Annotated in this window: 11 protein-coding genes and 4 tRNA genes; 10 read left to right on the forward strand and 5 right to left on the reverse strand. The window is 41.6% G+C overall.

All coding sequences use genetic code 11. The features are described from left to right. The first annotated feature begins 34 nt into the window (after nucleotides 1–34). On the forward strand, nucleotides 35–1,453 hold the full coding sequence (locus A7967_RS20540; protein WP_054455965.1) for a mannose-1-phosphate guanylyltransferase/mannose-6-phosphate isomerase: 1,419 nt from the start codon (nucleotides 35–37) through the stop codon (nucleotides 1,451–1,453). 14 nt (nucleotides 1,454–1,467) lie between these two features. Here A7967_RS20540 and A7967_RS20545 read toward each other — a convergent pair whose 3' ends face one another. The 4 genes from A7967_RS20545 to A7967_RS20560 form a co-directional block, all read right to left on the reverse strand. Next, a complete protein-coding gene (locus tag A7967_RS20545) occupies nucleotides 1,468–1,731 on the reverse strand; it encodes a hypothetical protein (protein WP_054206802.1) in 264 nt (87 codons plus the stop codon). Nucleotides 1,732–1,840: 109 nt separating this feature from the next. Further along, nucleotides 1,841–3,997, reverse strand: coding sequence for an ATP-binding protein (locus A7967_RS20550; RefSeq protein WP_054206801.1), 2,157 nt, complete (start codon nucleotides 3,995–3,997; stop codon nucleotides 1,841–1,843). A gap of 135 nt (nucleotides 3,998–4,132) precedes the next feature. Further along, nucleotides 4,133–4,789: a helix-turn-helix transcriptional regulator gene (locus tag A7967_RS20555; protein WP_054206800.1), complete on the reverse strand. Its 657-nt coding sequence runs from the start codon at nucleotides 4,787–4,789 to the stop codon at nucleotides 4,133–4,135. 228 nt (nucleotides 4,790–5,017) lie between these two features. After that, the gene (locus A7967_RS20560; protein WP_054206799.1) at nucleotides 5,018–5,389 is read right to left on the reverse strand and encodes a histidine triad nucleotide-binding protein; all 372 of its coding nucleotides are present in this window, start codon (nucleotides 5,387–5,389) and stop codon (nucleotides 5,018–5,020) included. A 91-nt stretch (nucleotides 5,390–5,480) separates the two neighbouring features. Between A7967_RS20560 and A7967_RS20565 the strand changes: the two genes are divergently transcribed. Next, nucleotides 5,481–6,086 carry a DUF2057 domain-containing protein gene (locus A7967_RS20565; RefSeq protein ID WP_054206798.1) on the forward strand — a complete coding sequence of 202 codons (606 nt, stop codon included), beginning with the start codon at nucleotides 5,481–5,483 and terminating at the stop codon, nucleotides 6,084–6,086. Between the two features lie 59 nt (nucleotides 6,087–6,145). Here A7967_RS20565 and A7967_RS20570 read toward each other — a convergent pair whose 3' ends face one another. Beyond that, nucleotides 6,146–7,990 (reverse strand): M1 family metallopeptidase, encoded by a 1,845-nt coding sequence (locus A7967_RS20570; RefSeq protein ID WP_054455962.1) that lies wholly within the window; start codon nucleotides 7,988–7,990, stop codon nucleotides 6,146–6,148. Between the two features lie 144 nt (nucleotides 7,991–8,134). Between A7967_RS20570 and murB the strand changes: the two genes are divergently transcribed. From murB to A7967_RS20610, 8 genes are all read left to right on the forward strand, one after another. Next, entirely contained in the window at nucleotides 8,135–9,145 is a 1,011-nt protein-coding gene (gene murB / locus A7967_RS20575) for a UDP-N-acetylmuramate dehydrogenase (protein ID WP_054206823.1), read from the forward strand. Then, complete coding sequence (birA, locus tag A7967_RS20580; protein ID WP_064436056.1) at nucleotides 9,142–10,134, forward strand: bifunctional biotin--[acetyl-CoA-carboxylase] ligase/biotin operon repressor BirA; 993 nt, start codon at nucleotides 9,142–9,144, stop codon at nucleotides 10,132–10,134. The genes murB and birA overlap by 4 nt, the downstream gene beginning before the upstream one ends. Beyond that, complete coding sequence (locus A7967_RS20585) at nucleotides 10,131–10,826, forward strand: type III pantothenate kinase (protein ID WP_054206795.1); 696 nt, start codon at nucleotides 10,131–10,133, stop codon at nucleotides 10,824–10,826. Before birA ends, A7967_RS20585 begins: the two co-directional genes overlap by 4 nt. Before the next feature lie 119 nt (nucleotides 10,827–10,945). Beyond that, nucleotides 10,946–11,021, forward strand: a tRNA-Thr gene (locus A7967_RS20590). A gap of 37 nt (nucleotides 11,022–11,058) precedes the next feature. Then, a tRNA-Tyr gene (locus tag A7967_RS20595) sits at nucleotides 11,059–11,143 on the forward strand. Nucleotides 11,144–11,188: 45 nt separating this feature from the next. Continuing rightward, nucleotides 11,189–11,263, forward strand: a tRNA-Gly gene (locus A7967_RS20600). A 12-nt stretch (nucleotides 11,264–11,275) separates the two neighbouring features. After that, nucleotides 11,276–11,351, forward strand: a tRNA-Thr gene (locus A7967_RS20605). A gap of 135 nt (nucleotides 11,352–11,486) precedes the next feature. Then, nucleotides 11,487–12,279 (forward strand): elongation factor Tu (locus A7967_RS20610; RefSeq protein WP_064436057.1); only part of this gene is annotated, 793 nt, incomplete at its 3' end.

The following is a 12,279-nucleotide window of genomic DNA, read 5'->3' on the forward strand; positions in this document are numbered from 1 at the left end:
CTCGGTTTTTTATTATCAAAATAGTTAGTTTGCTATGACATACTCAATCACCCCCGTTGTATTGGCTGGTGGAATTGGATCACGATTGTGGCCATTATCACGTAGCGCGATGCCAAAACAGTTTTTACCTTTATTGGGCGATGAATCACTCTTACAAAGCACATTAATACGCGTAGCAAACAACGGTTTTAATCCTCCAATATTAGTGTGTAATGAACAGCACCGCTTTATTGCAAGCAGCCAGTGCGAACAGTTACAGGTGCAACCTAAGGCTATCTTGCTCGAGCCTGAGGGGAGAAATACAGCTCCAGCTATTGCACTTGCCGCACAATTTGCCTTACAGCATGGGATCAATACACCATTATTGGTGATGCCGGCCGATCATCATATTAGTAACTTTGAATTACTCGTTGAGCAGTTACCTGATGCACTGAAACTTGCCGAACAAGGTAAATTAATTACCTTTTCAATAAAACCAGATTCAGCACATTGTGGCTATGGTTATATCAAACAAGGCGCAAAAATAGCGGGTACAAATTGCTATGAGGTTGATGAATTTAAAGAAAAACCCAGCTCTTTATTAGCGCAGCAATACCTTGCTTGCGCGCAGTACAGTTGGAACAGCGGGATGTTTCTGTTTACGCCAAGTGCATATCTTGCTGAGCTAGAGCGCTTTGCGCCAAAAATAGCGAGCTGTATTGTGCAAGCCGCTAACTTTACAGGTGATTTAGGTTTTACCCGCGCAGATAGCGATGCTTTAAAAAACTGCCCAAGTGATTCTATCGATTATGCCATTTTAGAGCGCAGTGCTAATGTGGCGGTACTGCCGTTAGCTCTTGATTGGAATGATGTTGGTGGCTTTAATGCGTTGTGGCAAAGTGCTGATAAAGATGAGCAAGGTAATAATGCAAGTACAGATGATGTAGTTTCAAATAGCAGTAACAACTTACTTAGTAGTGAAGATGGTCATACTATTGCTGCGCTGGGAGTGAGTGATCTTGCGATTATTCATACGCACGATGCCACATTAGTTGCCGATAGAAATCAGTTAGGGCTGTTGCCTGAATTATTAAAGCTACTAGCGGTTAAGCATGGTGATAAACTGATTCACCATCAGGCAGTATATCGACCGTGGGGCAGTTATCGGGTATTGGTAGCAGGAACTGGATTTAAAGTAAAAAAAATCATCGTAACCCCTGGCGCCAAGCTTTCAACCCAACGCCATCAGCACCGCGCTGAACATTGGGTGGTGGTATCTGGCATTGCTGATGTAGGCATTGATGGCAAATCGTGTGTTTTAACAGCCGATCAATCCTGTTATATAGCAGCCGGTCAAATCCATAGCTTAGCGAATACTCAAAGTGAGCCGCTAACACTGATAGAAGTTCAAACCGGTGCGATACTTGATGAGAATGACATCGAACGGTTCGAAGATGTATACGGTCGATATTAACAGAGATGATTTTACTAAATTAAACCGATAACAAGGCCAACAACAAGTATTACCCAGAAAATTGCGGTATCTCTGAAATGGTTGAGCAGCCAAAAATAAAGTAATGCTAATGCACCTGAGATAGCTGTTGCAACAATAGCTGTTATGAACCCTAAGCCAGACATAAGATTAACTAACAATACGAGGCCAGTGTAAATTCCTGCACACAAATTAGGTCGTTCAGTGGTGATTAGTAACCTTAATAAAGCAACTAAAATCAAAACTTTAAAAATTAGCATTAGTTCTACTCTTTAATTATCCAATGTAGTACCTATTACATCAAGTTAATATAAATTGAGCAATCAATTTGTCATTGGCGTACTACAACACGTTATACTGCTAACTACTCTAATCCAACTGACTTCGAACATACTTTAAATACTGCTCTAAGCTGTTTTGCCATAGCACCAATGCTTCGGTGAGGGATTCTTTTAGAGGTTTACTATCGAGTAGTCGCCGTTCTATTTTTTTCAGCTCCATACCATAGCGGTTAAAACCCAATTGCAATGCGGTGCTGGCTTGGCGATGCAATACTTTGATGCATTGTTCTTTATCTTCATCGAGCAATTGCTGGGCGCGGATTAATTTGTTGCGTGCGGATAAAACAAACTCATTATAGATAGATGATACTTCATCGTCGGTGAATGAACCTTGGAGTGTTTTTGCGGCCGTTTCGTCATACAGAACATCACTGAGTTCTACGGCAATGCTGGGGGCTTGGCTAGTTTGCGAATCACTCAGCGCTTGGCGTAATTTTTGTTGTTTTATTGGCTTGCCGACAATATCTTTTATACCTAAAGAAAAGTATTCTTTTATTTCGTCAGGGCTTAAGCTTGCAGTAAATGCGAGTACGGGGGTTCGTTGGTTTTTATGCTCAATTCTTTTGAGTGTTTTTAGTACTTCTTGTCCTGTGAGATCTGGCAAGTTCATATCGAGCAATACAACATCAAAATGATGCTTTTGCATTAAATCAATGGCACTTTTACCATCACGCGCGAGTTTTATTTTATGCTCATCGTCAGCCATAAACTCAATGGCTATTTTTTGGTTGAGATCTAAGTCTTCAACTAATAGCACGTCTAGGCCTGTGAGGTAGTCTTTACATTGGTGACGCTGTTCCACTAAACTGAGCTCCCCTAGCGCTAAGTTAATATCAAAGCTAAATGAACTGCCTTTTTCAAGCTCACTGATAATATCTAATTGGGAGCTTAACTTATCGAGTAAGCGACTGGTTATTGCAAGACCAAGGCCTGTTCCGCCCTTTTCCTTGCCGGCACTGCTTTGCACATAGGGCTCTGTTAGATATTCAATTTCGTCATCTTCGATACCCGGTCCAGAGTCAATGACGCTAATGCGAATGTGATGTTCAAGCTGACGTTCTTCGAGCAATTCTGCGCGAATTTTAACGGTACCATGATCAGTAAATTTAATGGCATTACCGACTAAATTTATGATGATTTGTCGCAGTTTTTGCTGATCGCAGTAATAGCACGCTTGTTCAGGAAGGTCATAAATCAACTCAAAGTGTAAGCGCTTTTGTTCTGCTAGAGGGCTTAACAGCAAACATAAATTATGTAACCACGTTTTAAACTCTACATCTTCTTCATACAGGGCTTCATCGTGTTGATCTAGGCTGGCGTAGTCGAGCACTTTATCAACCAGTAAATTGAGCGATTCGGCCGAGTTAATAATAGCTTCGCAGTAGGGCTTATCTCGAGGGTCGCTGGATTGGTTCATGATCAACTGCGCACTGCCTAAAATACCATTGAGTGGGGTACGAATTTCATGACTAATAGTGGATAAAAATAGCCCGCGAATTTCTAAATCTTTTTGTGCTTTTAAAGTTAGTTGATTCAGGTTTTGCTCGCGGCGTTCATTACAAAGTAATGCCATGCCAGTGGCATAAAACATCGGTGCAATAACGCCATTTACAAGTAGTGTAATACTAAACCAGTTCTCTTTTAATGGGTTAAAGCTATTCATATCTTCCATTAAAAAGGCACGGCCTGCGAAAATACAGCAAACAATGGTGAGAATTAAAATATAGACAATGCTGCCATTTGGGTATGGTTTGCGGGCAAAACGAAAAAATAGATAAAGTAAAAAAATGGCTTCGCTGATGTGTTGTAAGTCGGAGGCTAAAATACGAATACGCAAACTGGGATCAACAACACTTGAGTAGACCAATATTGCGCTGCACACAATCGTTGCAGCAACAAATAAACGGAAGATTTTGCCCTTATAACCTAAAAATTGGCTAATGGCTAAACCATGTATAATTGACGCACTAAATAATAAACTATTAGCCAAAGTCGCGGTAAGGACACTGTCGATATTGCCATGTAGTGCAAAACTCATTAGTGCGGTAAATAATACCAATGGGTAAAATATATAAAGTACGGTGCCAGGAGTGTGCTTATTAGCACGCCACGTTAAAAAATTAAGCAGTGTCATAACTGCCATCATGGCAGCGCTGGCAAAATAGAGTGTTAGGGAATCGAGCATGGCTATTCCAAGCAAATCACAGAGACGGCTTCAGAATAATGGCAATTGCCGATGTTAGCAAATAGCACGTTGTTTAATAAACACAAAAACAGGTGCCGCAGCACCTGTTTTTAATTCGAGTATGATATTGCTGTATTAGCGAATTTCGTCAGGAATATTTTGTTGAGCCCATGAAAGAAGCTCTATACGGTTACGGCATTTGGTTTTTCTAAATGCACTGTATAAATGCGTTTTTACCGTATGTGGGCTGATACTGAGTGACTCAGCAATTTCTTTATTTTTAGAGCCATTGCTCATTAATGAGATGATGGCTTTTTCACGCTTGGTTAATTTTACAGGCTCAATATCACCGTCTGTTAGTTTATGTAAAGCGTCTTTATTGAACTGCAGCATGCGGTTTAAGGCGTTACACATTATATCGCGGCGATACCAAAGCTGGTCTTCAAGTAGTAAACGAATTCCCTTCATTAATACATCTGCATTATCCGTGGTGTAAAACACGCCACGGATGCCGCTCAATAGCGCGCGGTTAGCTAACTCAGGGTTCTCATCTAAATTGAATAACACGATATCGCATTTTATACGTAGGTTTACTAATTGTTCTTTTAATTTCCCCCACGCATCTTGGCTTGATGTTTCAATAAATAATAAGCGGGTACCCTCAGGAATGTCTAAAATATTAGTTCCTGTAGTAACATTGAGCCCTTGGGTTTTTAATAAAGGCTCTAATACATTAATACCAATTGTATTGATTGGCTCTAGATCTAGTAACAAAAAGGCTGAACTACTCATACTTACTTACTCTTGAATAAAGTTGACTAATTAATCCTAACACGCAATCCGCGCCTTTCGTATTAGAAATTTCCTATTAATAGGCAGGAAAAATACAATTTTACTAGCTTCAAGGTATTAGTTGTTAAAAATTAGCCATACTTTTTTCGATTATCTATTTGAATATAAACACATTTATAACATTTAATTAAAGTTGTGCGTGTTTATAAAAGTTTAGAGTAAAAATTACTATACCAATTCTTTCTTCTTATCTTGGTATGGTGGCCATCCCATACTTTTTCCGGCAAGCATATGTAAATGAATATGATAAACAGTTTGCCCACCATGTTGATTACAGTTCATTACTACTCTGAACCCATCTTCGCTAAAACCTTGTTGTTTAGCTAGTTTTGCTGCAACCACGTATAGATGGCCGACTAAAGGAGCATCTTGCTCAGTAATGTCATTAATTGTTGCAATCGCTTTTTTTGGGATAATTAGTACATGAAAAGGCGCTTGAGGATTAATGTCTTTAAATGCTAGAGCGAGATCGTCTTCGTAAACAATGTCTGCGGGAATTTCGCGATTAATAATTTTTGTAAATATAGTTTCTTGGCTCACGGTTGAGATCCTTTATTAACGTGGAGTAAAGTGCACTAATGACAAACTTTGTTTGCAGTGTCAAACTCAAATCAAACAACAAGGAGTTCATATGCGTAAATTAATAGTATTAGGTGGTGTCGTATCGTTATTACTCAGTGCAGCTAGTTTTGCTGAGACAGTTTATTTTCCGGAGGAAATTATTCCTTTGCAGGTCGGGGATAAAAAAATTGAACAGTCATTTTTTAATCGTATAGATGAATTAGATTTAGCCCCAGGACAGTATCAATTCAAGCTTAAATATTCAGACCTTTATGAGTTAAGTTACGATGAGCATGAAGTGATTGACTCTGAACCATTTTGGGTAAACGTGACCATCGCATCAGGCACTGATTATGATGTCGTATTTAATCGTGCTGAAAATGCAGTTGCAGCCAAAGTATTCGCCGAGGCTCCACAAGTTAGTTTGCAAGCTAAGGGGGCATCACTGGGGATCCCATTAGATCTCATTGCCGCTGAGGATATTACTGGTACTAAGGGTCAGAAAAAGGCGCCACCAACGGGCCATAGAACTGTTACTACCACAAATAATGCACCAGTCTCTCGTACTGCGCCAATAAATGAGGGCGTACCCAATGCAGCAGCGATGCTTGATTTTTGGTGGCAGCAAGCCAGTGAGCAAGAACGACAAGCATTCATCAAAAAAATCACAAAGTAAGAACCAAAAAGCCTATTTAAAAACAAAAAAGGGCGATTTATCGCCCTTTCTTTTGATGCTTACTTAACAAATAATGCGTCAATAGTACCTTGTGCAAGAGGGTGGTAACCTGGGCGTGCATTTAAGTACACCTTGTTTGCCCACTCACGTTTACCATGTGTAACAAGTGCTTTGTACAGCGGTACAATTAGTTTACGACGACCAATGCCTGATAAATGATTATCAAGCGCCGGATAGATTGCTTGATAACCATTTCCTACTGCAAGCATATACCATGCAAAAGCACGCTCTGCGTTGGTTGACTGCGTAAGATTAAATTCTGCATCTAACTCGGTCATTTTTTCAATGCTTAAATCGCGTGGTAGATTATTTAAAAAGTGTAACCACTCATGCACAGTCCAATTGTTTGTCGGTAGTTGCGCTGCGGTTGTGCTGCCTGTTAACCACGTTTGTGTTGCGTTATCTACTTTATCAAAGGCATCTGATGTTGGGTTTGGCGCGTCTGCGGGTAAACCTGGCTCAAAAATCCATTCGTTTACTTTATCCATGCTGACAACACCAGGATACTTTTCAATTAAGTTTGCTTTGATATAAGTTACAAACTCAGCTGTTGTGAGTGACTTAAATGAGAATTCGTTAAAGTAGGTCTTAACGAATGGGTCAAACTTATCGCGACCATATTTATTTTCAAGGTAAATTAAGAACAGCTGGCCTTTAGTGTATGGTACTGAGCTAAATGCATCATCTGGATCACGGCCATTAAGTTTTAAGTTAAGACGGGTATCTGGTGCATCAATCGTTTTAAGTTGCGCGCGAAGGCCTGCTGCGTCGAGTGCTTGTTCCATTACGGCGCGGTCGCGACCAAAAACTTCTTCCATAATGCGATTTTCAACGTATGAGGTAAAGCCTTCGTTTAACCATAAATCTTCCCACGTGGCATTCGTCACTAAGTTACCAGACCAAGAATGAGCGAGTTCATGTGCTATCAGGTTAACTAAGCTTTTATCACCAGCAACAACCGTTGGCGTGATGAATGATAGACGTGGATTTTCCATGCCACCGAATGGAAAACTTGGCGGTAGCATTAATAAGTCATAACGACCCCATGCATATTCACCGTACATTGCATTGGTTTTGTCGATCATTGCTTGGGTATCGTTAAACTCAGCAACCGATGCATCCAAAATAGTTGGCTCAGCAAAAATACCGGTTTGCTTAGACATAGCTTTAAATTCTAAATTACCAGCACCAATTGCAATTAAGTAAGGTGAGATGGCTTGAGGCATATCAAAAATGTAGTCACCGTCTTTATAAAGCGCATCTTTATTGTCGGCACTCATTACTGCACGCACATCTTTTGGCGTATGAATACGCGCAGAGTAAGTAACACGCATTGCTGGTGTATCTTGTACTGGGATCCAGCTGCGGGCATGAATTGCCTGTGATTGGCTGTACATAAATGGATGCGTTTTGCTGGCCGTTTGCTCAGGTGTTAACCATTGTAAACCAGATGCCTCAGGGCGACTATTGTAATAAATACGAGCTTTTTGCGCTTGGCTTTTAAATGTAATGGTCAGTTTTGAGCCCTTAACATCATCGCGCTTAGCGAGCGTGTAAGAGGCTTTATGCCAGCCGCCGTTTTGATCTTGATACATTATTTTATCAATATCTAAGTCGCGCGTATCAAGTACGAGCGTTTTGCTGCTGTTATCTTGCCATTGTAATGTGTGCTCAACAAACCCTTCTAATTGCTTATCAGCAAAGTCGACATCTAAGTCGAGGTGTAGGTGAGTGGTAATAACATCATTAAGGTTTGCGTAAGTGTGTTCGTCAACAGCATTCGCCGTGGCGTGTGAGCAAGCGCCCGCCATGGCAAGGCTTAAAAAAATAGGTGTGAGTTTCATATTGGCCTTGAACGGAAATAATAAGTGCAGGTTTTATATCATGATTGACCATCAGGGTTGAACAATTTTTACAATCAGGTGGCTTGCATAAACGATGATGAGTTACACTAGTATGATTAGTTATTGGTAACCTTTGAGGCTTTTGTGGCTCAGTCCCTGCAACCTTTTCATACGTTTTCTTTACCGAGTCAGTGCCCACAAATAAGTGTAATCACCGACAACAGACAATTGCAGCAGCAATCGTTTAGCCTGCCTTTTTGTATATTGGGAGAGGGCAGTAATACGGTTTTTTTAAATGACTACCAAGGTGTGGTTATTAAAATGGCTACCACAGGTATCACAGTAACGCAGCGTGTGCATGATTACTTGCTTGAGATTGCTGCAGGTGAAAACTGGCATCAATTGGTTGCTTATACGCTCAAGCAAGGTATGCCTGGGCTTGAAAATCTCGCGCTGATCCCCGGTACTGTCGGGGCTGCTCCCGTGCAAAACATTGGTGCGTATGGTGTTGAACTGGCAAAGTTTGTTGAATATGTTGAGTATTTTGATATTGCCAGTAAGCAGTTTATTCGCTTATCTGCCGAGCAGTGTGAGTTTGGTTACCGTGACTCTATTTTTAAGCACGGATTAAAAAATAAAGCGGTAATTACTAAAGTGGCATTCGCTTTGCCTCAGTTGTGGCAACCAGAGTTAAGCTATGGTCCTTTGCAGCAGCTTGAACAAGTCACACCGCAAGCGGTTTTTGAACAAGTTATTAAAACACGCAACAGCAAATTACCCGACCCTTACGTGCTTGCTAATGCAGGGAGCTTCTTTAAAAACCCAATTATAGCAAACGCGCTACTCAATGAGTTGCTCCTAGTGTACCCGCAGTTGCCCCATTATTATTACGATGGCGAACATCATAAAGTGGCCGCTGGTTGGTTAATAGAGCAGGCTGGCTTAAAAGGTCACCGCATAGCGGGTATTGAGGTACATCAACAACAAGCACTGGTACTTGTTAATCATGGTAATAGTCGAGGGAGCGACCTTGTGACTATGGTTAAATACATCCAACAGCAAGTTTGGCAGCGTTATCAAATAAAATTACAACACGAAGTACGGTTAATAAATGGCGATGCTGAGTACCTTATAAATTTAGAGGAGCCAGCATGAAGGCGCCAGATGGTAATAAGCTCGCAATTTTGAATGCCCTCAACCAAAGAGGCTTTATTTCGGGGCAATTATTAGGTGAACAACTGGGTATTAGCCGGGCTGCAGTCAGTAAGCACATTCAAAGCTTACAAGAGATGGGGTTAGATATTTTTAAAGTTAGCGGTAAGGGCTACAGTTTGAATAATACGGTTGGCTTACTTGATCAAAATAAAATAGCGCAGTGTTACCAAGCACTTGGATCTCGTGGCGCGCAAGTTGAAGTACATCCTATTATCGATTCAACCAACAGTGAACTGATGCGTCGTATTGCAGCAAAACAAACACTAGACTCCGGCACTGTAATTGTGGCTGAAATGCAGCAGGCAGGGCGCGGGCGTCGTGGGCGAGTATGGCAGTCACCATTTGGTGCAAACCTGTATTACAGTTATTTCTGGCGGTTAGATGACGGCCTACAAGCCGCAATGGGCATGTCTATCGCTGTTGGTTTGGCTGTTTACGATACATTAAAAGCACTGTACCAGTTAGATATTGAGCTCAAGTGGCCCAATGATATTTACCTTAATAAAGAAAAGCTAGCAGGTGTTTTAGTTGAGCTCGATGGTCAACCACAAGGGCCGTGTCAGCTAGTAATCGGCATTGGTATTAACTTGCAAATGCCTGAGAGTTTTAGTCAGCAAATCGACCAAGCGTGGACAGATTTGAATCAACACTGTGAGCAAATAGATAAAAATCAGCTGGTGGCGCATTTAACCTATCACCTTGAGCTGCGTTTAGCACAGTACAGCCAAACGGGCCTGCATGACATGTACCAACAATGGAATTTACTCAACGCCTTTGCTGGGCAGTGTGTGGAACTAAATACCGGGCATCGTAGCTGGCGTGGTATTTGTGAAGGCATTGATGCTAACGGTGGTATTCGTATTCGCCAAGATGGCGAGGTTAAAAGTTATTTCGGTGGTGAAATTTCGTTACGCAAGGCGCAGCTATGAGATTACTGATTGATGTAGGTAATACAGCACTTAAAGCAACGTTATATCAGCAAGGCGAAATTAAACCGTGTGATGTAAATACGCTGCCTTGGCCGCAAATTAACGAGCTTATTTATGCCTGTGTTGGGAAAAGTGACCAGCTGCACGCCTTACTTGCGCAAGCTAATTTGCATAACGTGCCATGTTTTGAGGCTAAAGTAAGTAAAGAGCTCGGCGGTTTGCAATGCGCGTATCAACACTATGATAATTTAGGGATCGACCGCTGGCTTGCACTTATTGCCGTATTTGCATTATGGCCACAGCAAAATTGCATAGTGGTAGACACCGGCACAGCCACAACAATTGACGTACTTACAGCACAAGGACAGCACCTAGGTGGTTGGATTTTACCTGGCCTTGATTTAATGACTCGCTCATTAACACAAAATACTCAGCGGGTATTCGATGATCAACATACCGAATTTAGTAATCAATTAGGCGTAAACACACCAAACGGTTTAAAAAATGGCGCATTAGTGGCCACTATTGGTGCAGTTGAACAAGCTAAATTGCACTTAAGTGGTAAAAAACCACAATTAATTTTTGCTGGTGGTTATGCCAAGTTATTACAAGCGCAGTTTTCGGGCGCTGTTTTTGACTCGCAATTAGTCATGAAAGGCCTGAACCAGTGGTATTTATTGAATAATAAATAGAGAAAACATGGTTTTTGCCTGATTTGTGAGCATTTAACACATAAATTCATATTTTTTTTAATTTTACTGTTGCATCAACTCGCACCTTACTCTAATATCTCGCCCCGTACTAAAGCAGTGCCGACTTAGCTCAGCTGGTAGAGCAACTGACTTGTAATCAGTAGGTCAACCGTTCGACTCGGTTAGTCGGCACCACTTCTCTTATGAGTCGTGTTTAGTCAAGAATTATCGTGGAGGGGTTCCCGAGCGGCCAAAGGGATCAGACTGTAAATCTGACGGCTCAGCCTTCGCTGGTTCGAATCCAGCTCCCTCCACCACTTTATTCTTGACGGTTAGAGGTAGTTTAAGAACAGGTTCCTAACGCGGGCATCGTATAATGGCTATTACCTCAGCCTTCCAAGCTGATGATGCGGGTTCGATTCCCGCTGCCCGCTCCAGTTTCTGGTGTTGCTGATATAGCTCAGTTGGTAGAGCGCACCCTTGGTAAGGGTGAGGTCGGCAGTTCGACTCTGCCTATCAGCACCAGTCTAAGAATCTTCTTGAATACTTCCTTTATCTGTCAGAAAAAACTATTTGAAATTTGAAAAATTTAACTTAATCTACCTACTGGTGGATTATTTTCATATGTAATCTAGATACACAAAACTGATAGGTTCCGTCATGGCAAAAGAAAAGTTTGAACGCGTAAAACCGCACGTAAACGTTGGTACAATCGGCCACGTTGACCACGGTAAAACTACCCTAACTGCAGCAATCACTAACGTACTTGCAAAAGTATACGGTGGTGTAGCTAAAGACTTCGCATCAATCGATAACGCTCCAGAAGAGCGTGAGCGCGGTATCACAATTTCAACGTCTCACGTTGAATACGATACTCCTTCACGTCACTACGCACACGTAGATTGTCCTGGTCACGCCGATTATGTTAAAAACATGATCACAGGTGCTGCTCAAATGGACGGCGCTATCTTAGTAGTTGCGGCTACTGACGGTCCTATGCCACAAACTCGTGAGCACATCCTACTTTCTCGCCAAGTTGGCGTTCCTTACATCATCGTGTTCATGAACAAATGTGACATGGTTGATGATGAAGAGCTACTTGAGCTAGTAGAAATGGAAGTTCGTGAACTTCTTTCTGAATACGATTTCCCTGGTGATGACTTACCACTAATCGCGGGTTCTGCGCTTAAAGCGTTAGAAGGCGAGAAAGAGTGGGAAGACAAGATCGTTGAGCTTGCAGAAGCACTTGATACTTACATCCCAGAGCCAGAGCGTGACATCGATAAGCCATTCATCATGCCTATCGAAGACGTTTTCTCAATCCAAGGTCGTGGTACTGTTGTAACTGGTCGTGTTGAAGCTGGTATCATCCGCATCAATGACGAAGTAGAAATTGTTGGTATCAATGATACAACTCGTTCTACTTGTACTGGTGTTGAAATGTTCCGTAAGC

Source organism: Pseudoalteromonas neustonica (genome assembly GCF_001653135.1).
GTDB classification, from domain to species: Bacteria; Pseudomonadota; Gammaproteobacteria; order Enterobacterales; family Alteromonadaceae; genus Pseudoalteromonas; species Pseudoalteromonas neustonica.

Coding starts and splice junctions, on each gene's coding strand:
- A7967_RS20540 (WP_054455965.1), top strand. CDS start 35: ATGACATACTCAATCACCCCCGTTGTATTGGCTGGTGGAATTGGATCA.
- A7967_RS20545 (WP_054206802.1), bottom strand. CDS start 1,731: ATGCTAATTTTTAAAGTTTTGATTTTAGTTGCTTTATTAAGGTTACTA.
- A7967_RS20555 (WP_054206800.1), bottom strand. CDS start 4,789: ATGAGTAGTTCAGCCTTTTTGTTACTAGATCTAGAGCCAATCAATACA.
- A7967_RS20585 (WP_054206795.1), top strand. CDS start 10,131: ATGAGATTACTGATTGATGTAGGTAATACAGCACTTAAAGCAACGTTA.
- A7967_RS20550 (WP_054206801.1), bottom strand. CDS start 3,997: ATGCTCGATTCCCTAACACTCTATTTTGCCAGCGCTGCCATGATGGCA.
- birA (WP_064436056.1), top strand. CDS start 9,142: ATGAAGGCGCCAGATGGTAATAAGCTCGCAATTTTGAATGCCCTCAAC.
- A7967_RS20570 (WP_054455962.1), bottom strand. CDS start 7,990: ATGAAACTCACACCTATTTTTTTAAGCCTTGCCATGGCGGGCGCTTGC.
- A7967_RS20565 (WP_054206798.1), top strand. CDS start 5,481: ATGCGTAAATTAATAGTATTAGGTGGTGTCGTATCGTTATTACTCAGT.